This window comes from Arthrobacter sp. StoSoilB20 (assembly GCF_019977295.1).
Classification (GTDB): domain Bacteria; phylum Actinomycetota; class Actinomycetes; order Actinomycetales; family Micrococcaceae; genus Arthrobacter; species Arthrobacter nicotinovorans_A.
Window position 1 is genome coordinate 3,015,722 of the sequence record NZ_AP024651.1, and the last position, 21,325, is coordinate 3,037,046.

The following is a 21,325-nucleotide window of genomic DNA, read 5'->3' on the forward strand; positions in this document are numbered from 1 at the left end:
AACTAGCGCTTCTGCTTGACGATCTTTTCCTGGTCGACGTCGCCGCCGGAGATCGCTGCGTGCTCTTCGTGGCCGGCGCCAACCAAGTGGTTGTCGCCTTCTCCGAAGAAGCCCTTCTTGAAGGAAACGATTGCTTCGGTCAAGGCTGCAGCGGTGTCGTCATCCAGGACGTTGGTCTGGGCCAGCGTGGTCAGGATGGAGGACTTGTGCGCAAGGTGCTCCAGGAACTCGGACTCGAAGCGGCTGATGTCCTCAACCGGAACGTCGTCGAGGTAACCCTTGGTACCGGCCCAGATGGAAACAACCTGGTTCTCAACCGGGAACGGTGAGTACTGGCCCTGCTTCAGCAGTTCCATCAGGCGTGCACCACGGGTCAGCTGCTGACGGGAAGCAGCATCCAGGTCAGAGGCGAACATGGCGAATGCCTGCATGTCGCGGTACTGCGCCAGGTCCAGCTTCAAGGTACCGGAGACCTTCTTCATGGACTTGACCTGTGCAGCGCCACCAACGCGGGAGACAGACACACCAACGTCAACAGCAGGACGCTGGTTGGCGTTGAAGAGATCCGACTGGAGGAAGATCTGGCCATCGGTGATGGAGATCACGTTGGTGGGGATGTAAGCGGAGACGTCGTTTGCCTTGGTTTCGACGATCGGAAGACCGGTCATCGAGCCTGCACCGAGCTCGTCGGAGAGCTTGGCGCAACGCTCCAGCAGACGGGAGTGCAAGTAGAAGACGTCACCCGGGTAGGCTTCGCGTCCCGGCGGACGACGCAGCAGCAGGGACACGGCGCGGTAGGCTTCGGCCTGCTTGGACAGGTCATCGAAGATCACCAGGACGTGCTTGCCGCCGTACATCCAGTGCTGGCCGATGGCCGAGCCTGCGTAGGGTGCCAGGTACTTGAAGCCGGCGGGGTCAGATGCCGGAGACGCCACGATGGTGGTGTACTCCAGTGCGCCGTGGTCCTCAAGGGTCTGGCGCACGGCTGCGATGGTGGAAGCCTTCTGGCCGACACCAACGTAAACGCAACGAACCTGCTTGGTGACATCCCCAGAAGCCCAGTTGGCCTTCTGGTTGATGATGGTGTCCACTGCGATGGCGGTCTTACCGGTCTGGCGGTCACCAATGATCAGCTGACGCTGGCCGCGGCCGATCGGGATCATGGCGTCGATAGCCTTGAGGCCGGTCTGCATCGGTTCGTGAACCGACTTGCGCTCGGTAACGCCCGGTGCCTGGAGTTCCAGTGCACGGGTGCCTTCGGCCTTGATCTCGCCGAGGTCATCGATCGGCTGGCCCAGCGGGTCAACAACGCGACCCAGGAAGGCGTCGCCAACCGGAACGGACAGGATCTCACCGGTACGGTGAACTTCCTGGCCTTCTTCAATACCGGTGAAGTCACCGAGGATAATGACACCGATCTCGCGGACGTCAAGGTTCTGGGCCAGGCCCAGCGTGCCATCTTCGAAGCGAAGCAGCTCGTTCGCCATGACCGAGGGAAGACCCTCAACACGGGCGATGCCGTCACTTGCGGTGGTCACACGACCAACCTCTACGCGCTCTGCGTTACCGGGTTCGTAGGACGCCGCGAACTCGTTCAACGCATTACGGACGTCGTCGGCGTTGATGGTCAATTCGGCCATCTGCAGTCCCTGCTCTCCTGTTTTCGTGATCATCGTTGCTCACGATGACCGGGTTTTATATCAGTTAAGTTGTGCTTTGTCTTCGCTAGCCAGCGAGCTGGCGGCGGAGCTCGGACAGGCGGGCGATAACCGAAGCGTCGAGCACTTCGTCACCTACCTGGACGCGGATTCCACCGATCAGTGCAGGGTCAACATTGAGGTTGACCTTCAGTTCGCGGCCATACAGGGCGTCAAGCCCGGCCTGCAGACGGCTGGCCTGCGTTTCCGTCAACGGACGGGTAACGCTGACAGTTGCAATCCAGCGCTGCTGACGCTTGGCTGCAAGCTTGGCGAATGACTCGACGAGCTTGCTCGGCTTGACACCGCGCGGCTGCGTCACTGCCTGGCTGATGAGAACCTTTGCTTCCTCGCTGCTGCCAGGAACAAGCTTCTCAGCCAGTGCAATCTTTGCCGCAGGCGATGCCTGCGGCTCAGACAGAGCACGTTGTACTTCGTGGCTGGAGGCGACGGCCTGGTTGAAGGCAAACAGATCGTTTTCCAGCTCTTCCAGCCCCGTGATACCGGAGGCAGAAACGGCCGACTTGTTTTCAGCTACGGCAATGACAACCGTGGCGGCAAGCGTCTCGAGTGCATCGCCGATATCGCGTGCCGATGCCCAGCGCGAGCTGGCCAATCCGCCTGCAATCTCAGCAGCATCAGCGGAGACTTTTCCGCCAACCAGCTGCTTGACCAGCGCCGACTTCTCGTCACCGGAACGGGACGGGTCAGTCAGGGCGCGGCGCAAGCCAGCCGAGCTGTCCACCGTTCCCAGGATTCCGAAGAGGTCCTTAGCCAACTGCAGCGAGGCGAAGGGAAGCTTGGCTTCCAACTGCGCCAGTGCTGTGGTCAGCGATTCGCTCGATATACCTGCCATTACTTAGCTGCACCTGCGCTCTGGGTCTCCAGATCTGCAAGGAAGCGGTCCACAACGCGTGCGGCGCGCTGGTCGTCGGTGAGTGCTTCACCAACGATGCGGCCGGCCAGCGTAGTGGCCAGGGTGCCTACCTCGGAACGAAGCGAGACAACAGCTGCCTGGCGCTCCGATTCGATGGCAGCGTGTGCCTGCTCGGTGATCCGTGCAGACTCTGCTGCAGCCTTGGCCTTCAGGTCCGCAAGGATCTGGGCGCCTTCGGCGCGTGCTTCTTCGCGGATACGGTTGGCTTCGGCGCGGGCATCGGTGAGCTGCTGCTTGTACTCTTCAAGAGCTGCAGAAGCTTCCGCCTGGGCCGCTTCGGCCTTTGCAATGCCACCTTCAATTGCTTCGGCGCGCTCTGCGAAGGTCTTCTCGAACATCGGGACAATGAACTTGACCACGATGTACAGGAGGACCGCAAAGCCGACGAGGACGACGCCCATTTCCCAAACATTGGGAACGAGAGGGTTGGCGGCCTCTTCGCCTTCAGTGGCGGCTGAGATGATCAGCTGATTCATATTTCACCCGTCCTATCTACTCGGTTGCGGAATTCGCTTTGTTCTAAATCCGAAGACTAGAGAACGAAAGCGAAGACGAGGCCGAGGATGGCGAGAGCTTCGGTCAGAGCCAGACCAAGGAACGCGATCGGCTGCAGCACACGCTGAGCTTCCGGCTGACGAGCAACACCGTTGATGTAAGCCGCGAATACGAGACCCACACCGATACCACCGCCGATTGCGGACAGACCGTAACCTACGAGGTTGAGATTGCCTTCCATTTTTTTCCTTTCAAGATGCCACCCATGTGGCAGGTTGTTTGGTTTACTTCAATCCCCATCAGGGGAAGTTTTTGGTGCCTAGTGGCTGTCGGCGTGCAAGGCGCCTTCGATGTAGATCGCAGTCAGCAGGGTAAACACGTACGCCTGCAGGGCCATGATCAAAGCTTCAAGCATGTACATGGCGACGGCGCCTACGAGGACCAGAACCGAGGTGCCCTTCAAGAGGACGTTTTCCTGCATGACCAGATACTCGATACCGGATCCGGCGAGCATGACGATCAAGTGGCCGGCCAGCATGGTCGCGAACAGACGGAGGCTGTGCGTCACAGGGCGGACCAGGAAGTTGGAGATGATTTCGATCGGTACAACAATCGGAAGGATGTACCACGGAACCCCTGAAGGAACGGTGGCCAGCTTGAAGTACTTCAGGCCGTTCTTCTTGATGCCGATGATGATCCAGGTGAAGTACACGATGCCGGCCAGCACGTAAGCTCCACCGACGTGCGAGAAGCTCGGGAGCTGGATGACCGGAATGGCGCCGTAGATGTTGTTCACCAGAATGAAGAAGAACAAGCTGAACAGCAGCGGGACGTACTTGATGAAGTCCTTGCCGCCGATGATGTCCTTGGCGATGCTGTTACGGACGAAGCCGTAGGCCATCTCACCGGCGAACTGCAGCTTGCCGGGAACCAGCTGCTGCTTACGTGCAGCGAGGATGAAGAATGTAGCGATAATGACGACCGAAAGGATCACCAGCAGCATCTGCTTGGAGAATCCGTCGTGCGCACCCCAAGGCAGGATTGCCGGCAGGTGCATTTCGTCGATTCCGGGTGGGGTGAATGACCCCGAATCCTGGGCGGGGAGCGCAAGCGCGATCAACGCGTTTCCTCTCTGCTGTGTCCATCATTGGGCATTGGTTGGAATCCGGCGGCGTTGGACGCATCCGCATTCCATGTGAAATTATTTGGCATTACTGTCCCCGTCCGTGGACGGACCGCTGTCTGCGTTGCTCTCGCCAGAAGAGGAGCTTTGCCTGGTGAGGCCGTGCATATGGGAAAGATAGAACCCTCCTGCGGCTCCCAGCAGAGCGCCAAGGAGCACAATCCAGCGGGTCCCCCACAGATTATCCAGACCCCAGCCTATCAAACTCCAGACAATGATCCCGCCAACGATGTAGCTGAAGACGGCGATGCCGGCGTTGTATCCGCCGTCGCTCCCGGCTTGCGCCGTTTCATTGGCTTTTGCAGGTTGCTGGGCTTGCGCAGGCGGGCGAGAATAACGCTTACGCGGAGACATCCGGGCCACCCTCCTGCTCTTCGGGATCGTTGTAGATCTGAAGGCGGGCCTTGCTGAAACCGTAGATTTCTGCGGCCTGCCAAAGAACAACGGATACAACCGCACCGATGAGGAACCACCGACTGTGGAGCCATTCGGGGGTGCCGATCGCAAAGAGCACAATGGCGAACCCGACGACCTTCACAAAGTACGTAGCTACGAAAAGACCAACGGCGCCAGAAGGATTGTTGCGTCCAACGAAGTGTCCGATCAGGAGACTTATTGCGAAGAAGGCCATGACGAGCCCGCCGCCAAAGACCACCGAGAAGGCGCCCTTGCTGCCGTTGATCAATCCCGCCACGATGCTCGTAATGACCAGTCCGGCCAAAGATGCGGCGGAACTCAAGAAGAGCAATCTAAGCCAAAGCTTCGGTGTCTCACCGGAGACTCCAACACCACGTTTACCGGACGGGCGTCCGGTTTCGGCGTTGGATGTCATGGGGATACCAATCCTCGTGGCACAGGTGCCATATTCTCAAAGTGGGGATACGGGCGAGTGACTGTCCGCAGTAAGAATTCTACATGAGATAGAACTGTGACGATAACCAGGAGTAATAACTACTCCCCCGGCCGCGACGAGTTACGCGTGAAGTAGGGCCATGCTGTCACGGCGGCCATGATGAGGGCTGCCGCAATGATCACGATGAGCACAATCTGCCACGGGAAGACGGCGAATGCGACGCCGCCAAAAGCCAGGATGCATGTCCAGACGTAAAGCATCACGACGGCGGTGCGGTGCGAGTAGCCAAGGTCCACCAGCTTGTGGTGGAGGTGCCCGCGGTCTGCCGACCACGGGGATTGCCCCCTGGCTGTCCTTCGGACGACGGCCATCCCCAAATCGAGGAGGGGAAGGGACAGGACGGCGAAGGGCAGCAGAATCGGGACGATGGTGGGGATACCGTTGGCACGGTCATAGAGGCCGGACCCGATCTGTCCCGTTGCTACCACGCCGGCTGAGGCCATGAGCAGGCCGATGAGCATGGCCCCCGAGTCACCCATGAAGATTTTTGCGGGAAACCAGTTGTGCGGCAGGAACCCGATGCAACTGCCCACCAGGATGGCCATCAGGAGTGTGGCGAGGTCCGAGTTGTCCGTGGACGGATTGTTCCGGTGCACCCAGTAGGCGGTGAGGAAGAAGGCGCCGCCGCCAATGATGGCCACGCCCGCTGCCAGTCCGTCCAAGCCGTCAATGAAGTTGACGGCGTTCATTGTGGTGACGATCAGCCCGGCAGTCAGCACGATCTGGACTACTTCGGACTCCAGGAATATCGGCTCAGGGATGAAGGGCACCACGGACATTCTGACGCCCCAGATTGCCACGATGAAGGCTGCGGCCGCCTGCCCCAGCAGTTTGATCCACCATCGGATGTCCAGGATGTCATCGGCCACTCCCACAGCGACGATCACAACGGCACCGGCCAGGATCCCCCAAGGTGCATCGTTGTGCCTGAAGATGTCCTTGACAAAGAATGAGTTGCTGGCCACTACCAGGGCAGCGAAGAACCCGACGAAGATCCCCAACCCCCCGAGCTTGGAAATCAAGGCCGAGTGCATGTCGCGGCTGCGGATGGGACGGTACAGGCGCAGTTTGTTTCCAGCCACGCGGGCGCCCCACGTTCCCGCATAGGACACCACGGCAGCCGTGAGTGCCATCAGCAGATACATGATCATGATGCGGCTCCCGGGAGCTGCCTGCCCTCTGTTCCGGAAACGGTGACCAGCGGACGCAGCCGGCGCGTCGCGGGAAAGCCGATGGTTTCCGGGCACCTTGAGGTGTGGAATTCTGTCTGTGGATAAATGGAACTACTCCGTCGCCATGCCTGCACCGGCTGTGCCGAATGTTGCGGGATTTCTGTGGACTCTAGTCACGATACTAATGCCAACGGCCGTGACCCCCCTGTGACACAGCCGTTGGTCCCCGCCTTCCCGGCCGGGATCAAGGCTGCGCAACTGTCAGCTGACCGGCTCCTGAATGTTCCGCAACGCGTAAATTCCCTTGAGCACTTCAGCGTTGGAGCGCGGTGCTTTGAAGCTGTGCCGCAGGCCTTTGATGAGCCCTCCCAGCAGGACTTTGCGGTTGGGAGAGGCTGCGATGGTGCGGGTCCAGTTGCGCACCGACGCGCCGGTGAAAAGGACTTTCTCCCACGGTGCCAGGGCGCGCGAACGTGTATAGACCCAGAGCTTGTTCCGAACCTCATAGTAGAAGCGGGGTCCGGGGTCGGCACCGGCATCACCGAAAACCTTGGTGTGGTGATTGGCCACCGACGCTTCGGTGGTCAGCGCCGTTCCCTTGCGCGAGACCCTTGCCGTGTACTCAAGATCGTCATTCCAGATGAAGTAATCCGCGATCGGCAACCCATGCTTCCTGATTTCCTCGGCGCGGATCACCACTGACACAAAGGAAGCACTGCGGATCTGCGTGGCACCGACCCGGGCGGCGGCGCTGCGTGCTTCCTCGCTGGCACCCAACCGGGGCCGCATGCGGTTCATGGGGTGGTCCCGGCCATCGGTCCAGACCACGCGGCTGGCGATGAAGGCCGGCGTGTCTCCGGTTTCCTGCTCATAGGCAGCGGAAACCTCCAAGGCTTCGGCAAGAGCGGCCGGTTGCGGTTCTGTGTCGTCGTCCATGATCCAGACGTGGTCCGCACCGTGATCCAGCAGCGCGCGTTCCATGCCGACCACAAACCCGCCGGCTCCGCCCACATTGGTGCCCAGCGTAACCACGTCCGTCACCAGCGGCCCTTGATAGTCCCGGAGGAACCCTGCGGTTCCGTCCGTTGAGGCATTATCAACCACGACGACGGCGTCCGGCACCCGGGTGCCGGCCGCGATGCCGGACAACGTGGTTTGGAGCAGTTCTCGGCGGTTATAGGTCACCACAACGGCGACCACGACAGCTTGGGACGTCATTTACTTGCCTTTGGTCGTGGGTGGTTGAATACGGCGCCGAACCAGCAGGCTTGCGAGCTTCCATGGCTCCACAAAAACCCTGTAGGCAACCCTGTCCGGGTGCAGGACCAGCCGCCAGGCCCATTCGAGCCCCAAGCGTCCCAACCAACGCGGCGCCAGTTTCTGAATACCGGCAACCTGTTCGATCGCTCCGCCGACAGCGCAATAGACAGCCGGCGGCAACTCGTTCAGCCTGCGACGCAGAACATGCTCTTGGAGCGGCATTCCCAGCCCGATCAACACCAGTTGTGGCCGGAAGGTGCCCAGCCATCCCACTACGGCTTCCTCGAGGGCGTCGTCCCAACCTTCGCCGGGCATGCCGTCCACTGTGGCTCCGGGAATGATGGACCGCAGACGGGCAACAGCCTCGGTGTTGGCCTCACGGCCGGCACCAACAACAGCAACCCGGTGCAATCCCGGGACCTTTCCCAGCTCAGGGATCCAGTCCATGGAACCCAGCCGGTACGCCATGGCCCCCTCATCCAACGGAGGCAGCCGGCGACGACGCGAGAGACCCCAGAGCAACGTGGCCGGAGCGCCGTCAAGGAGGACGATCGAGCTTTCCCCGTAGAGGGCACGGACATCGGGGCAGGAATGAAACAGCGTAATGCTGTGCAGGTTGTGGCCGAGCACCGTGCTCTTGGTTCCCGCAGCAATGAGTCCACCCATGGCATCAATAAGGTCATTGACGCGCAACGGAGTAGCGTCGACGTCAAGGACGGGGACGCGCTGACGGTCCGGAATCATTCGGATTTGGCTTCTTGTGTGGCCTGCGGTTCCCCATCGCCGGCAGGCAGCGGGGCCTCTTCGGGTGCGGCTTCGACGACGGCGGCCCCGGTCACCTCGGCCGGTGCGTCGCCCGCCGTCGGAGTCTCTACGACAGCCTGATCTGCTGCTTCCGGAGTCTCAACCACTTCGGAAGCCTTTTCTGCTTCCGGGGCCTTTTCTGCTTCCGGAGCCTGTTCCGCTTCCGGAGCCGCCGCAACAGCATCGGCTGCTGAAGGTTCCGCAACCTCGGTGGAAACAGTCTCGCCAAAGCCCAGAATGGTGGGGACTATGGCCCGGAGGCTTTCCAGGGGAATGGCTCCCTGGCGCACTACGCGGAACGGGGTGGCAGTTGCGTCCACAATCGTGGACGGCAGCGCCGCAGTACCTTCCACGGGCCGGAATCCGCCCTCAAGATAAACCTCTACGGATTCGGCCAGTTGCATGCGGGCTTCGGAGGCAGTCTGCGCTGCCTCCTGGCCGGTGCGGTTGGCCGAGGAGACAGCCAAGGGACCCGTGAGCCCCAGAAGTTCCAGCGCGATCTGGTCATCGGGCATCCGCAGGGCAACGGTGCCCTTGGTGTCGCCCAGATCCCAATCCAAGGATGGTTGCGCGTGCAGGATCAAGGTCAGCCCGCCCGGCCAAAATGCCTGTGCCAGCGCACGGGCATCGGCAGGGACGTCCGTAGCGAGGCCATCCAGGGCGTTGATCCTGGGAATCAGGACAGGAGGAGGCATCTGCCGGCTGCGTCCCTTGGAGGCCAGCAACATGGTCACAGCCAAGGGAGAGAAGGCGTCGGCGGCAATGCCGTACACAGTGTCCGTCGGCAGCACGATGCACTTCTTCTCACTGATGGCACGCTGGGCGTGCTGAAGTCCTTCAGCCCGCTGGTCATCGGAAGTGCAGTTGTAGGTTGTGGTCACAGCGCTATTCTTTCACTCATCAGAGGCGGCGCTTGCCAGCACCGCGCTGGTGGCACGTTCCTTGCCGTTCAAGTCGAAGTGTGTGGTGACGTCATTCCAACGTCCCGTGCGTTGCAGCATCCCGGCAATCCAGCCTGCCTGGACTTCGGCGTGTTCCATCACGAAGTAGCCGCCGGGTTTCAGGAGCCGGGCCGCAGAGGCTGCAGCCGCCGTCGGGAGTTCCATGCCGTCCGCTCCCCCACCGTACAGTGCCTCGGGAGGGTCGTGCAGCGCGACTTCCGGTTCTGTGGGAATCGCCTCTGCCGGAATGTAGGGGGGATTGGAAACGACGACGTCGAAGGTTCCGTTGTGGTCGGGCAGCGCATCCCTGAGGTCGCCCTGTATGAGCGTGACGCCCAGTGGTTCCAGGTTCTTAGCAGCCCAGGCATGCGCGAAAGTACTGTATTCCACGGCATGGACGTCGGCGCCGGGCACCTCGTGGGCAATCGAGCCGGCGATTGCTCCGGATCCGGTGCCAAGGTCCACCACTTTGGGGTTCGGCATTCCCTTGAGGCGGTCAATGACCAGTTGGACCACCGATTCCGTTTCCGGGCGGGGTATGAAAACGCCGGGGCCTACGCGCAATTCAAGGTACCGGAAATAGGCGACACCGGTGATGTGCTGCAGCGGGACGCGGCCCGCCCGCTCACGAACCAGTTCTTCATAGCCATCCGGGGCGGCAGTGTCACCCAGAAGCATGGCCCGCAAGCGTCCCAGTCCTCCGCCGAGGAGGTGTTCGGCCAGCAATTCTGCATCCACCCGTGGTGTTGGCACACCGGCGTCGGAGAGAACGGCAGTGGCCTCGCGAACTGCGTCCGCGAGGCTCTGGCCCTGGTAAAACGTCATGGATCTACTCTGCTGTTGATCTGGGCGCGGCGCTATTCGCCGATTGCGTCCAGGCGTGCTTGTTCGTCCGCCTCGATGGCCGACTGGATGACGGGCTCCAGGTCGCCATTCATGACCGCATCAAGGTTGTACGCCTTGTACCCGGTGCGGTGGTCCGCAATACGGTTTTCCGGGAAGTTGTAGGTCCGGATGCGCTCCGAACGGTCCATGGTACGGATCTGCGACTTGCGCTGCTCCGAGTTGGCGGCATCGATTTGTTCCTGCTGGTGCGCCAGGAGGCGGGCACGGAGGACACGCATGCCTGCTTCACGGTTCTGCAGCTGTGACTTCTCGTTCTGCATGGCCACCACGATGCCCGTGGGCAAGTGGGTGATGCGTACGGCGGAGTCGGTGGTGTTCACGGACTGGCCACCCGGACCCGAGGACCGGTAGACATCGATCTTGAGGTCATTCTGGTTGATCTCGAGCTCTTCGGGCTCGTCCACTTCAGGGAGCACCAGTACGCCGGCGGCCGAAGTGTGGATCCGGCCCTGCGATTCGGTCACGGGCACACGTTGCACGCGGTGCACGCCGCCTTCGAACTTCAAACGCGCGAAGACACCCTGAGCAGGGTCGTTCGAGTTGCCCTTGATGGCCACCGCAACATCCTTGTAGCCACCAAGATCCGACTCCGTGGCTGAAATCATTTCGGTCTTCCAACCCCGTGATTCGGCATAGCGCATGTACATGCGAAGAAGATCGCCGGCGAACAAAGCAGCTTCATCGCCGCCTTCACCGCCCTTGACTTCGAGGATGACGTTGCGGGCATCATCGGGATCACGCGGAATCAGCAGACGGCGCAGACGCTCCTGCGCCGCAGGAATCTGCTCCTCCAGCTGCACAACTTCCGCAGCGAATTCGGGATCTTCATCAGCCATCTCTTTGGCCGCTTCCAGATCGTCATTGAGCCCGCGCCACTTGTTGTAAGCCTCCACGATGCCCTGGAGCTGGGCAGAGCGCCGCCCCAATTTCCGGGCCGCAGACTGATCGGCATAGACAGCAGGATCACTCAGCTGCGCCTGGATGGCAGCATGCTCATCAAGCAATCCCTGTACGGACTCAAACATTTTCAAACCTCTTTCGACTTCTACAAGTCTAATAACTGCATCGTGGGGTCACGCACAGCCCATCCTGGGCCCACTGGGCCGTTTCTGACCTCACGTGGTGTCGGGCCACGGAGTCCTTAAACAAGGACCGCTCAAAATATGCCGGCCAGGGAGTGGCTTCGGGCCTGCCGGAGCCGGGTAGCTTTCGATCGTAAATCGGAAGCTACCCGGCGTAGGGGCTGGGCCGGCATATTTTGAGCGGTTAGAGCACAGCTATTTGTCGTTGTCCGACTTCGCTCCGAGCGTGGTCTTCTGAACCTGCATGAGGAACTCGACGTTGCTCTGCGTCTCCCGGATCTTGTTGGTCAGCAGCTCAAGGCTCTGCTGCTGCTCCAGGCCCGAAAGGACGCGGCGCAGCTTCCACATGATCTTGACTTCTTCAGGCGAGAGCAGGTTCTCTTCGCGGCGCGTGCCGGACGCGTTGACGTCCACGGCCGGGAAGATGCGCTTGTCTGCCAGCTGGCGGGACAAGCGGAGCTCCATGTTGCCTGTGCCCTTGAACTCTTCGAAGATCACTTCGTCCATCTTGGAGCCGGTCTCGACGAGGGCCGTTGCCAGGATGGTCAGTGAGCCGCCGTTTTCGATGTTGCGTGCAGCACCGAAGAAGCGCTTGGGCGGGTACAGGGCTGCGGAGTCCACACCACCGGACAGGATTCGGCCGGAGGCCGGTGCTGCCAGGTTGTAGGCGCGGCCCAGGCGGGTCATGGAGTCCAGGAGGACTACAACGTCCATGCCCATTTCAACGAGGCGCTTGGCGCGTTCGATGGAAAGTTCGGCAACCGTGGTGTGGTCATCTGCGGGGCGGTCGAAGGTGGAAGCAATGACCTCACCCTTGACGGTGCGCTGCATGTCCGTAACTTCTTCGGGACGTTCGTCAACCAGAACCATCATGAGGTGAACCTCAGGATTGTTGGTGGTGATGGCGTTCGCGATCGACTGCAGGATGAGCGTCTTACCGGCCTTCGGCGGGGAGACGATCAGGCCACGCTGGCCCTTGCCGATCGGGGCCACGAGGTCAATGACACGCGGGCCGATCTTCTTGGGGTCAGTTTCAAGGCGGAGGCGCTCGGACGGGTACAGCGGCACGAGCTTGGCGAACTCGACCCGGTCCTTGAGTTCTTCCGGAGTCTTGCCGTTGACGGAAGTGACGCGAACCAGCGCGTTGAACTTCTGGCGGGCTGACTGCTGGCTGCGGTCTTCGCCGTCGCGGGGTGCACGGATGGCGCCGACGACGGCGTCGCCCTTGCGGAGGTTGTACTTCTTGACCTGTGCCAGGGAAACGTAGACATCGTTTGCCCCGGGGAGGTAACCGGACGTACGGATGAACGCGTAGTTCTCCAGAACGTCCAGGATGCCTGCTACGGGCAGCAGGACGTCGTCCTCGGTGACCTCGACGTCGTCGACGTCCGGACCCTGCGCGCGGCCACGGCGACGTTCGTTGCGGTCGCGGAAACGGTCGCTGCGGGTGTTCCCGTCGCGGCTGTCCTGACCTCCCCGGCGATCGTTGCGGTCGTTCTGGTCGTTGCGGTCACGACGGTTGCGGCGGTTGCGGCGGTTGCCGGTGTCGTCGCCGTCGTTGTTGTCCTCACGCCGGCCACGGGTGTTCTCACGCCGTTCGCGCTGCTCGCCCGAATCGGGCTGCTCGGTGCGGTCGGTGCGCTGCTCACGCTGCTCGGTGCGGTCGGTGCGCTGCTCACGCTGTTCGGCGCGGTCGGTGCGCTGCTCACGCTGTTCCGTGCGGTCGGTGCGCTGCTCACGCTGCTCGGCGCGATCGGTGCGCTGCTCACGCTGCTCGGCGGCAGGTGCTTCGGCTGCTTCAGCGGGTGCTGCAGCAGCTTCGCCGCGGCGGCGGTTGCGGGTACGGGGCTGGCGACGCTCGGTGCCGGTCTCCCCCGCTTCAGGCGTTGCCGGAGCTTCGACAACCGGCGCAGCTGCGTTTTCAGCAGGCGCAGCCGTGTTTTCGGCAGGTGCAGCAGCGGCTACGACACCGTCGCTGGTAGCGCGGCGGCTACGGCCACGGGCACGTCCGCGGGGAGCATCCTGGGCCGGAGCCTCGGAAGCTGCATCCGCAGCGGCACTGTTTTCGGCAGCCTTGCCCTTGGTCTCCGCTGCAGCCTTGGTTTCCACTGCCGGGGCTTCCTTGGCCGCCGAGGTGGAACCCTTTGCCTGGGCACTGGCCCTGGCAGGTGCCTTGGTAGTGGAGGTTCCGGCACGGTGGGCGGAAATGGCGGTAACCAGATCCCCCTTGCGCATCCGCGATCCCCCAGAGATGCCCAGCTGGCTCGCGAGAGCCTGAAGCTGGGCGAGCTTAAGGCCTGCAAGGCCGCTGCTCTTGGTGGTTGCTGCCGTTGACGACTCAGCAGCAGAAGATGTTGTGTCCACAGCTGAAGCCAGCTCAGTGGTTTCTGTCACGAAGGATCCTTCCCCCTCGACGGCGTCCAGAGCGAGAGCTGGACGCGATGATTTGTTCTGGGCTGCAGTTCAGATCTGCAGCCGGTGATTTCGGCCGTGCCTGATGGATTGTGGCCAACAGGGCCGGATACTGATCGTCATCACTGGAGCCGGTGACCCGGACAGCCGGCTGCTTTTTCAGGGAACAGAGAGAATTCTCGGCACCTGAGACAGGCCGGAAAGAGACGACACCACCAACGTTGGCACAGTTGACGAAAGGTACGGCGAAACACCGAGATCCAAAATCAGGGAACTGCCCGCGGCTTTACCGGCGGTGCACTTCCACTCTAGCACCTTGAACGTCCACAGCCAGCGTCATCACGCGCCAGCCAATCCCGGGTGTGTTGGACTCCGTGTAGGACCCAATGAATTCCTCGACAACGGCGGCTTCGCCAGGACCGTTGGCCAGCACCATGACAGTGGGACCTGCGCCGGAAACAACGGCCGCATGGCCGGCAGAACGAAGAGCCGAGATGAGGTCGGCGCTGGGGCGCATGGCCTGTGCCCTGTAGCTCTGGTGGAGGTAGTCCTCGGTAGCGGGCAACAGAAAGGCCGGCTGCGAGGTGAGCGCGTGGATCAGCAGTGCAGCACGTCCGGAATTCATGGCAGCAGCATGATGGCCCACTGAAGCGGGGAGTAACCCACGTGCAGTCTCCGTGGACAATTCAAAGTCCGGGACTGCGACTACCGGGATGACCGAAGGAGCAACGTCTGCTTTGGTACTGCTGTACTGCTCGCTGTCCTGCCAGGACAGCGCCAGTCCGCCGAAAATGGCGGGTGCGACGTTGTCCGGGTGGCCCTCCATCTCGCTGGTCAATTGAAGGATCCAGTCGCGATCCTTCCGCGATCCCTCCGGCACCAAGGCATTGGCGGCCGTCACTGCGGCCACTACGGCAGAAGCCGATGATCCGAGGCCACGACCATGGGGATTGACATTGTCCGCGGTGATTTTCAGTCCGGAGTGCTGGTAACCAAGGCGATCCAAGGCAAGATCAATGGCGCGCACCACCAGGTGGCTGGAATCCCGGGGAAGGGTTTCGGCGCCCTCACCGGAGAGCTCGAATTCAAGCTCTCCGGTGCTCAGGGTTTCTACCGTCAAGGTGTCGTAAATAGACAAGGCCAGGCCAAGGCTGTCGTAGCCAGGGCCCAGATTGGCGCTTGTACCGGGGACCTTGACCGTCAGCCGCTGGCCTGCCGCGACGAACGCACGATCAGTCGCGGTGGGCTGCGTTGATTCCACTCTTATTTTTCTTCCAGTCCCAGTTCTGCGGCAACGGTGACGACGTCGTTGGGCACCTTGACGGGCTGGACATCATGGCCATCCTCGGTGCGGAGAGCCCATTGCGGGTCCTTGAGGCCGTGACCGGTAACCGTGATGACGATGGTCTTTCCCGAAGGAACCTCGCCTGCAGCATGCTTCTTGATCAGGCCTGCGACGCCGGCCGCTGAGCCGGGTTCGACGAAGACACCTTCCTTGGCTGACAGCCAGCGGTGGGCTGCAAGGATTTCCTCGTCCGTGACGGCCTCAATCAGTCCACCGGATTCGTCGCGGGCAGCAACAGCCGTGTCCCATGAGGCGGGGTTGCCGATGCGGATGGCGGTTGCGATGGTGTCCGGTTCGGTGATCGGATGTCCGGCGACGAACGGTGCCGCGCCTGCAGCCTGGAAACCCCACATGATGGGCGTCTTGGTTGCGACGGCCGGCAGGGTTCCGTTGGCGGTCTCGAAGGGCGCGGAGTACTCCTTGTAGCCCTTCCAGTAGGCGCTGATGTTGCCGGCATTTCCAACTGGCAGCACATGGATGTCCGGAGCATCACCGAGCGAATCGACGATCTCGAAAGCACCTGTCTTCTGGCCCTGGATGCGGGCAGGGTTGACCGAGTTGACCAGGAATACCGGGTAGGACTCGCCGAGCTTACGGGCAATATCCAAGCAGTTGTCGAAGTTGCCGTCGACCTGCAGCAAAGTAGCGCCGTGGGCGATAGCCTGGCTCAGTTTGCCCATGGAGATTTTGCCTTCGGGAACCAGCACCGCGCACTTCAGGCCCGCAGCAGTGGCGTAGGCAGCTGCAGAGGCGGAGGTGTTTCCGGTGGAAGCGCAGACCACTGCCTTGGCTCCGGCTTCAACTGCCGCTGTCATGGCCATGGTCATGCCGCGGTCCTTGAAGGATCCCGTGGGATTCATGCCTTCAACCTTGAGGTACACCTCGGAGCCTGTGAGCTCGGAGAGCTGCCGGGCGTGGACCAAGGGCGTTCCGCCCTCACCGAGGGTAATGACCTTGGTGGCTTCCGTTACAGGCAAGCGATCAGCGTATTCGCGGATTACTCCGCGCCATTGGTGAGCCACTTAGACTCCTTCTACCCGCAGTACGGATGTCACAGAATTGATGACGTCCAGGCCCTTGACGGCCTCGACGGTTGCTGCGAGTGCAGCTTCGGATGCACGGTGCGTCACGATCTTGAGCTCAGCCGAGGCCACGTTCGACCCGGAGTCGCGGTGGATCGTCTGACGCATGATCTCGATGGAGACGCCGTTTTCCGCAAAGATATGGGCGATCCGGGCCAGAACACCGGCCTGGTCGGCGACGTCCAAGCCGATGTAGTAGCTCGTGGTGGAGGCGTCGATGGCCAGGGCCGGGACGTGTCCGGTGGTGGTTTCCGTGCGGCCGGGACCGCCCAGGACCAATCGGCGTGCTGCGGAAACGAGGTCACCCAGAACGGCAGAGGCCGTGGGGGTTCCGCCTGCACCCTGGCCGTAGAACATCAGTTCACCGGCGTTCTCTGCCTCGATGAAGACGGCGTTGAAGGCGCCACGCACCGCTGCCAGCGGGTGTTCGCGGGGCAGGAGTGTGGGATGGACGCGTACTGAAATGCCACTGCCGTTGTCGGAGGAGTCGATCTTTTCGGCAATCGCCAGCAGTTTGATGACGAATCCGGCTTCCTTGGCAGAAGCGATATCAGCGGCGCTGACCTTGGTGATGCCTTCGCAGTACACATCGTCCAGGGAGAAACGGGTGTGGAAGGACAGCGAAGCCAGGATGGCCGCCTTGGCTGCTGCGTCATGGCCCTCGACGTCGGCAGTCGGGTCCGCTTCGGCGTAACCGAGGCGCTGGGCTTCGGCCAAGGCGTCGGCGAACTGCGCTCCAGTGGTGTCCATTTGGTCAAGGATGAAGTTGGTGGTTCCGTTGACGATGCCGAGGACCCGGGTGATGCGATCGCCGGACAAGCTGTCACGGATGGGACGCAGGATGGGGATGGCCCCGGCCACTGCGGCCTCGTAAGACAACTGGACCCCGGCCTTGTCGGCCTCTTCGTACAGGGTCGGTCCGTCCTGCGCCAACAGGGCCTTGTTGCCGGTGACAACGCAGGCGCCGTTTTGGATCGCCGTCAGGATCAGCGAACGCGCCGGCTCAATGCCACCCATCAGTTCGATGACGAGGTCGGCATCCTTGACCAGGGTGTCGGCATCGGTGGTAAAGAGTTCACGGGGCAGCTCGACGTCACGCGGAGCATCGATGGTGCGCACGGCGATCCCGGACAGTTCCAGGCGGGCGCCGCTGCGGGCAGCAAGGGCCTCGGCGTCGTCAATCAGAATCCGCGCGACCTGGGCCCCAACGTTGCCACAGCCCAGCAGGGCCACCTTCAAGGTTCGCACTTCAGACATTCGCCACTCCCATGTCGCGGTTCAAGAGATCTTCTTCGGTTTCCCCGCGGACAATCAGCCGGGCAGCTCCGTCGCGTACAGCGACAACGCCAGGCCGTGCCAGGTAGTTGTAATTGCTGGAGAGGGCCCAGCAGTAGGCGCCGGTACCCGGTACTGCGAGCAAATCACCGGCTGCCACATCCGCGGGCAGATATACATCTCTAACAACTATGTCGCCGCTCTCGCAATGTTTGCCCACTACGCGGGACAGCTGCGGAGCCGCCGAGGAGTCACGCGAGGCCAAAATGGCCGAATAATCCGCGTCGTACAGCACTGGACGGGCGTTATCGCTCATCCCGCCGTCCACCGACACATACCGGCGCGGATGCGTAACGTTCTTGTGTTCGTCTTCAGCCCCTGGGGCGTCGACACGGACGGTTTTAAGCGTGCCCACTTCATACAGGGTGAACGTGGTGCTGCCGACAATGGCGCGACCGGGTTCGATGGAGATGCGCGGCGGCTTGATGTCCAGTTCAGCGCACGTCGAACGCACGACGGCGGCCATGGCCTCTGCGATCTCCGCTGGCGGGCGGGGCGTGTCAACAGGGGTATAGGCGATGCCGTAGCCGCCACCGAGGTCCAATTCCGGCAAGACGATGGAGTACTTGGCTTGCATGGCGGCAAGGAAGCCCAGAAGCTTCTCCGCTGCAACGGCAAAACCGTCCGGCTCAAAGATCTGCGAGCCGATGTGGCAGTGCAGGCCCAGCAATTCGATGCCCGGGTAGGAGGTGGCTGCTGCCACAGCTTCCTCGGCTGCTGAAAGGCCGGCTTCTTCCGTGGAGTCCTCAGCCATGGACAGACCGAACTTCTGGTCCTCGTGGGCCGTGGCGATGAACTCATGGGTGTGGGCATGGACGCCGGGAGTCAGGCGCAGCATGACCTTGGCAGCCTCGCCGCGGCTCGAAGCTGCCTTGGCAACGCGCTCGAGTTCGTCGAGGCTGTCCACAACGATCCTGCCCAGCTTCATGTCCAGGGCGCGATTGATCTCGGCGTCGGACTTGTTGTTGCCGTGCAACCCGAGGTTGGAGCCATCAATTCCAGCGCGGGCAGCGACAGCGAGTTCGCCTCCGGAACACGTATCCAGGCGCAGGCCCTCTTCCGCCACCCAGCTGGCCACAGCGGTGCACAGGAAGGACTTTCCTGCATAGTAGACATCCACTCCCCCGCAGATGTCAGCGAAGGCGGCATCGAAGGCATCCTTGAAAGCCCTGGCCCGTGCACGGAAGTCCGATTCGCTCATGACGAACAGCGGAGTTCCGAACTGCTCCTTGAGCTCACTGACGGAGACGCCTTCAACGGTGACCTCGCCGGCGTCGTTCTTTTCAACCCCGGCAGCCCACATGGGCGCTTGAAGTGCGTTGAGGTCCCCTGGGACGGCCAACCATTCGGGGGCAAGCGGAGAAGCGTGATCAGCGGCTGTGTTCATTGCCCTACATCCGTTCCGGCGCCGAGACGCCCAGCAGTTCGAGTCCGTTGGCAAGTACCTGGCTGGTGGCGTCATTGAGCCAAAGCCGGGTGCGGTTCACGTCCAGGACGGGATCATCACCCTGCGGCGATACCCGGCAGGCGTCGTACCAACGGTGATAGGCCCCGGCGATGACCTCAAGGTGGCGTGCCACCCGGTGTGGCTCGCGCAGCTCGGCGGCCTTGGCCACGATGGACGGGTAACTGCCCAGGTAGGAAAGGAGCTCGTTTTCCGTGGGGTGATCCAGGAGCGAGGCGTCGAAGGCATCCACGCCATCAACCTGGCGCTCCACTCCGGCCTCGGCCGCGTTGCGTGCTGTGCCGCGGGAACGGGCGTGGGCGTACTGGACATAGAACACAGGATTCTCGTTGCTGTGCTTCTTCAGCAGTTCCGGATCCAACGTCAGAGGTGAGTCGGCGGGGAAACGCGCCAGGGAATAGCGGACAGCGTCTTTGCCGAGCCAGGAAATAAGGTCCTTGAGCTCGATGATGTTGCCCGCACGCTTGGACAGCTTTGCGCCGTTGACCGAGACCAACTGGCCGATGAGGACCTCGATGTTGACCTCCGGGTCATCGCCGGCACAGGCTGCAATGGCCTTGAGCCGGTTGATGTATCCATGGTGGTCCGCGCCGAGGAGGTAAATCTTCTCGGTAAATCCGCGGTCCTTCTTCGAAAGGTAGTAGGCAGCGTCCGCGGCGAAGTAGGTGGGTTCGCCATTGGCGCGGATCATGACGCGGTCTTTGTCGTCACCGAAGTCCGTGGTGCGCAGCCATACGGCATCGCCGTCGTCAAAGACGTGGCCCTGTTCGCGAAGGCGGGAGACGGCTGATTCGATCGCACCGGCGTCGTGCAGTTCCTTCTCCGAGAAGAAGACATCGAAGTGGACACCAAATTCCGCCAGGGTGGTCTTGATATCGGCCATCTGCGCCTCATAGGCAGCAGCACGGATCACCGGCAGGGCGGCCTCATCCGTCAGTTCACGGATGTCCGGGTGCGCCTTGAGGACTTCGTCGCCAAGTTCGCGGATGTATTCACCGGGATATCCGCCCTCGGGCACCCCGCGGCCGTGCAGGCGGGAGAGGACCGAGTTGGCGAAGACGTTCATCTGCGAGCCGGCGTCGTTGATGTAGTACTCAGCGGTGACGTCGGCGCCGGAAGCACGCAGGACACGGGCAATCGCATCACCAAGTGCGGCCCAACGGGTGTGCCCGATGTGCAGCGGCCCTGTGGGGTTCGCCGAGACGAACTCCATGTTCACCACGCGGCCTGCGAGCGCCTGGTTGGTTCCGTAGCTGGTTCCGGCCTCGACGATGGCTTTGGCAAGGGCGCCGGCAGTGGCGGCATCCACAGTGATGTTGAGGAATCCGGGACCTGCGATCTCCACGCCGCTGACGCCGGGAATGCCTTGCAGATGGTTGCTGAGGATACCGGCGAATTCGCGCGGATTCATGCCTGCCTGCTTGGAGAGCTGGAGGGCGATGTTGGTGGCCCAGTCTCCATGATCCCGGTTCTTGGGTCGCTCCACCCGCACGGATTCGGGCACGGCAGATTCCGTCAAGGCGATTTCGCCGCTGGAGACGGCGTCCTTAAGGCAGGCGGATATGGCAGCAGAGAGTTCTTCGGGAGTCACGCATCTAGCCTACCGGGGGCCTGCAAAGTCGCGGAATTGGGGGTTCCTTATGTGGATAGTCACGTCACGGGCGGGGCACAGCCATGAGAGCCCGGTGGCACAGACTGAACCATTACGCTGAATTCAACGTTGTGAACACGTAGGAGGCGGCCTGGTCCGCCCTCCTGCGAGCACCAGCCCCATGACCGATTCTTGTCCAGTTGAAACGAGCAGAACCATGACTACGCCACTCCGCAAGAGCATTTACGCCGGATTTGCCGGCCTCTCCCTCATCGGTGCCGTGGCCGCCTGCGCCCCTTCTTCGCAATCGCCGGCCGCCGAATCCACGCCGGCTGCCGAAAACGGCGGTCAGGCGAGCACCACAAGCCCCACCTCTTCTTCGTCCGGCTCAGCCGCGGCGGGAACATCCACCTATAAGGACGGTACCTACAGCGCCGACGGCACGTACACCTCCCCCAACGGCCAGGAGACCGTTGGCGTGGAATTGACGTTGGCCGGTGACAAAGTTTCAGCAGTCAACATCACCACCCACCCCTCAAACCCCAACACCAAGAAGTTCCAAGGCGAGTTCGCTGGCGGAATCTCGGCACAGATTGTCGGCAAGAACATCGATGAACTGAACGTCTCCAAGGTGGCCGGCTCCTCCTTGACCTCCGGCGGCTTCAATGACGCCGTGGAACAGATCAAGTCCCAGGCCAAGTAGCA

The 21,325-nt window shown here is 61.9% G+C and carries 20 protein-coding genes; 1 reads left to right on the plus strand and 19 read right to left on the minus strand.

What is annotated here, in order from left to right; all coding sequences use genetic code 11:
• Positions 1 to 2: 2 nt before the first annotated feature.
• From atpA to argS, 19 genes are all read right to left on the minus strand, one after another.
• Positions 3 to 1,640 (minus strand): F0F1 ATP synthase subunit alpha, encoded by a 1,638-nt coding sequence (gene atpA / locus LDN85_RS13660; RefSeq protein WP_026540140.1) that lies wholly within the window; start codon positions 1,638 to 1,640, stop codon positions 3 to 5.
• An 85-nt stretch (positions 1,641 to 1,725) separates the two neighbouring features.
• Complete coding sequence (locus LDN85_RS13665; RefSeq protein WP_026540139.1) at positions 1,726 to 2,553, minus strand: F0F1 ATP synthase subunit delta; 828 nt, start codon at positions 2,551 to 2,553, stop codon at positions 1,726 to 1,728.
• Positions 2,553 to 3,110 (minus strand): F0F1 ATP synthase subunit B, encoded by a 558-nt coding sequence (locus LDN85_RS13670; protein ID WP_026540138.1) that lies wholly within the window; start codon positions 3,108 to 3,110, stop codon positions 2,553 to 2,555. The genes LDN85_RS13665 and LDN85_RS13670 overlap by 1 nt, the downstream gene beginning before the upstream one ends.
• Positions 3,111 to 3,166: 56 nt before the next feature.
• Positions 3,167 to 3,370 carry an ATP synthase F0 subunit C gene (gene atpE / locus LDN85_RS13675; RefSeq protein ID WP_009356484.1) on the minus strand — a complete coding sequence of 68 codons (204 nt, stop codon included), beginning with the start codon at positions 3,368 to 3,370 and terminating at the stop codon, positions 3,167 to 3,169.
• 78 nt (positions 3,371 to 3,448) lie between these two features.
• Complete coding sequence (gene atpB, locus LDN85_RS13680) at positions 3,449 to 4,249, minus strand: F0F1 ATP synthase subunit A (RefSeq protein WP_026540137.1); 801 nt, start codon at positions 4,247 to 4,249, stop codon at positions 3,449 to 3,451.
• 81 nt (positions 4,250 to 4,330) lie between these two features.
• Entirely contained in the window at positions 4,331 to 4,666 is a 336-nt protein-coding gene (locus LDN85_RS13685) for a hypothetical protein (RefSeq protein ID WP_223943320.1), read from the minus strand.
• The gene (locus LDN85_RS13690) at positions 4,653 to 5,144 is read right to left on the minus strand and encodes a hypothetical protein (protein ID WP_091550167.1); all 492 of its coding nucleotides are present in this window, start codon (positions 5,142 to 5,144) and stop codon (positions 4,653 to 4,655) included. Before LDN85_RS13690 ends, LDN85_RS13685 begins: the two co-directional genes overlap by 14 nt.
• A 119-nt stretch (positions 5,145 to 5,263) precedes the next feature.
• Complete coding sequence (locus LDN85_RS13695; RefSeq protein ID WP_026540134.1) at positions 5,264 to 6,376, minus strand: MraY family glycosyltransferase; 1,113 nt, start codon at positions 6,374 to 6,376, stop codon at positions 5,264 to 5,266.
• A gap of 282 nt (positions 6,377 to 6,658) precedes the next feature.
• Positions 6,659 to 7,615 (minus strand): glycosyltransferase, encoded by a 957-nt coding sequence (locus LDN85_RS13700; protein ID WP_223943321.1) that lies wholly within the window; start codon positions 7,613 to 7,615, stop codon positions 6,659 to 6,661.
• On the minus strand, positions 7,616 to 8,401 hold the full coding sequence (locus LDN85_RS13705) for a WecB/TagA/CpsF family glycosyltransferase (protein WP_223943322.1): 786 nt from the start codon (positions 8,399 to 8,401) through the stop codon (positions 7,616 to 7,618).
• Positions 8,398 to 9,342: an L-threonylcarbamoyladenylate synthase gene (locus LDN85_RS13710; protein ID WP_223943323.1), complete on the minus strand. Its 945-nt coding sequence runs from the start codon at positions 9,340 to 9,342 to the stop codon at positions 8,398 to 8,400. The genes LDN85_RS13705 and LDN85_RS13710 overlap by 4 nt, the downstream gene beginning before the upstream one ends.
• A 12-nt stretch (positions 9,343 to 9,354) precedes the next feature.
• The gene (gene prmC / locus LDN85_RS13715; protein WP_026546118.1) at positions 9,355 to 10,227 is read right to left on the minus strand and encodes a peptide chain release factor N(5)-glutamine methyltransferase; all 873 of its coding nucleotides are present in this window, start codon (positions 10,225 to 10,227) and stop codon (positions 9,355 to 9,357) included.
• 32 nt (positions 10,228 to 10,259) lie between these two features.
• Positions 10,260 to 11,333: a peptide chain release factor 1 gene (gene prfA / locus LDN85_RS13720; protein WP_014922181.1), complete on the minus strand. Its 1,074-nt coding sequence runs from the start codon at positions 11,331 to 11,333 to the stop codon at positions 10,260 to 10,262.
• A gap of 252 nt (positions 11,334 to 11,585) precedes the next feature.
• A complete protein-coding gene (rho, locus tag LDN85_RS13725) occupies positions 11,586 to 13,784 on the minus strand; it encodes a transcription termination factor Rho (protein ID WP_026546119.1) in 2,199 nt (732 codons plus the stop codon).
• Positions 13,785 to 14,088: 304 nt separating this feature from the next.
• Entirely contained in the window at positions 14,089 to 15,063 is a 975-nt protein-coding gene (thrB, locus tag LDN85_RS13730) for a homoserine kinase (RefSeq protein ID WP_026546120.1), read from the minus strand.
• Positions 15,064 to 15,065: 2 nt separating this feature from the next.
• A complete protein-coding gene (thrC, locus tag LDN85_RS13735; RefSeq protein WP_026540127.1) occupies positions 15,066 to 16,169 on the minus strand; it encodes a threonine synthase in 1,104 nt (367 codons plus the stop codon).
• Positions 16,170 to 17,486, minus strand: coding sequence for a homoserine dehydrogenase (locus LDN85_RS13740; protein WP_026540126.1), 1,317 nt, complete (start codon positions 17,484 to 17,486; stop codon positions 16,170 to 16,172). It lies immediately after the preceding gene.
• Positions 17,479 to 18,951, minus strand: coding sequence for a diaminopimelate decarboxylase (lysA, locus tag LDN85_RS13745; protein WP_223943324.1), 1,473 nt, complete (start codon positions 18,949 to 18,951; stop codon positions 17,479 to 17,481). Before lysA ends, LDN85_RS13740 begins: the two co-directional genes overlap by 8 nt.
• A 4-nt stretch (positions 18,952 to 18,955) precedes the next feature.
• Positions 18,956 to 20,620, minus strand: coding sequence for an arginine--tRNA ligase (argS, locus tag LDN85_RS13750; protein WP_026546124.1), 1,665 nt, complete (start codon positions 20,618 to 20,620; stop codon positions 18,956 to 18,958).
• A 217-nt stretch (positions 20,621 to 20,837) separates the two neighbouring features.
• Between argS and LDN85_RS13755 the strand changes: the two genes are divergently transcribed.
• Positions 20,838 to 21,323, plus strand: a complete 486-nt coding sequence (locus LDN85_RS13755; RefSeq protein ID WP_223943325.1) for an FMN-binding protein — start codon at positions 20,838 to 20,840, stop codon at positions 21,321 to 21,323.
• Positions 21,324 to 21,325: the final 2 nt, after the last annotated feature.

Excerpts from the sequence above, each read along its gene's own strand:
- lysA (WP_223943324.1), bottom strand. The coding sequence starts at position 18,951 with ATGAACACAGCCGCTGATCACGCTTCTCCGCTTGCCCCCGAATGGTTG.
- LDN85_RS13665 (WP_026540139.1), bottom strand. The coding sequence starts at position 2,553 with ATGGCAGGTATATCGAGCGAATCGCTGACCACAGCACTGGCGCAGTTG.
- LDN85_RS13755 (WP_223943325.1), top strand. The coding sequence starts at position 20,838 with ATGACTACGCCACTCCGCAAGAGCATTTACGCCGGATTTGCCGGCCTC.
- prfA (WP_014922181.1), bottom strand. The coding sequence starts at position 11,333 with ATGTTTGAGTCCGTACAGGGATTGCTTGATGAGCATGCTGCCATCCAG.
- atpE (WP_009356484.1), bottom strand. The coding sequence starts at position 3,370 with ATGGAAGGCAATCTCAACCTCGTAGGTTACGGTCTGTCCGCAATCGGC.
- LDN85_RS13700 (WP_223943321.1), bottom strand. The coding sequence starts at position 7,615 with ATGACGTCCCAAGCTGTCGTGGTCGCCGTTGTGGTGACCTATAACCGC.
- LDN85_RS13690 (WP_091550167.1), bottom strand. The coding sequence starts at position 5,144 with ATGACATCCAACGCCGAAACCGGACGCCCGTCCGGTAAACGTGGTGTT.
- LDN85_RS13705 (WP_223943322.1), bottom strand. The coding sequence starts at position 8,401 with ATGATTCCGGACCGTCAGCGCGTCCCCGTCCTTGACGTCGACGCTACT.
- atpA (WP_026540140.1), bottom strand. The coding sequence starts at position 1,640 with ATGGCCGAATTGACCATCAACGCCGACGACGTCCGTAATGCGTTGAAC.
- LDN85_RS13695 (WP_026540134.1), bottom strand. The coding sequence starts at position 6,376 with ATGATCATGTATCTGCTGATGGCACTCACGGCTGCCGTGGTGTCCTAT.
- LDN85_RS13685 (WP_223943320.1), bottom strand. The coding sequence starts at position 4,666 with ATGTCTCCGCGTAAGCGTTATTCTCGCCCGCCTGCGCAAGCCCAGCAA.
- prmC (WP_026546118.1), bottom strand. The coding sequence starts at position 10,227 with ATGACGTTTTACCAGGGCCAGAGCCTCGCGGACGCAGTTCGCGAGGCC.
- LDN85_RS13670 (WP_026540138.1), bottom strand. The coding sequence starts at position 3,110 with ATGAATCAGCTGATCATCTCAGCCGCCACTGAAGGCGAAGAGGCCGCC.
- LDN85_RS13740 (WP_026540126.1), bottom strand. The coding sequence starts at position 17,486 with ATGTCTGAAGTGCGAACCTTGAAGGTGGCCCTGCTGGGCTGTGGCAAC.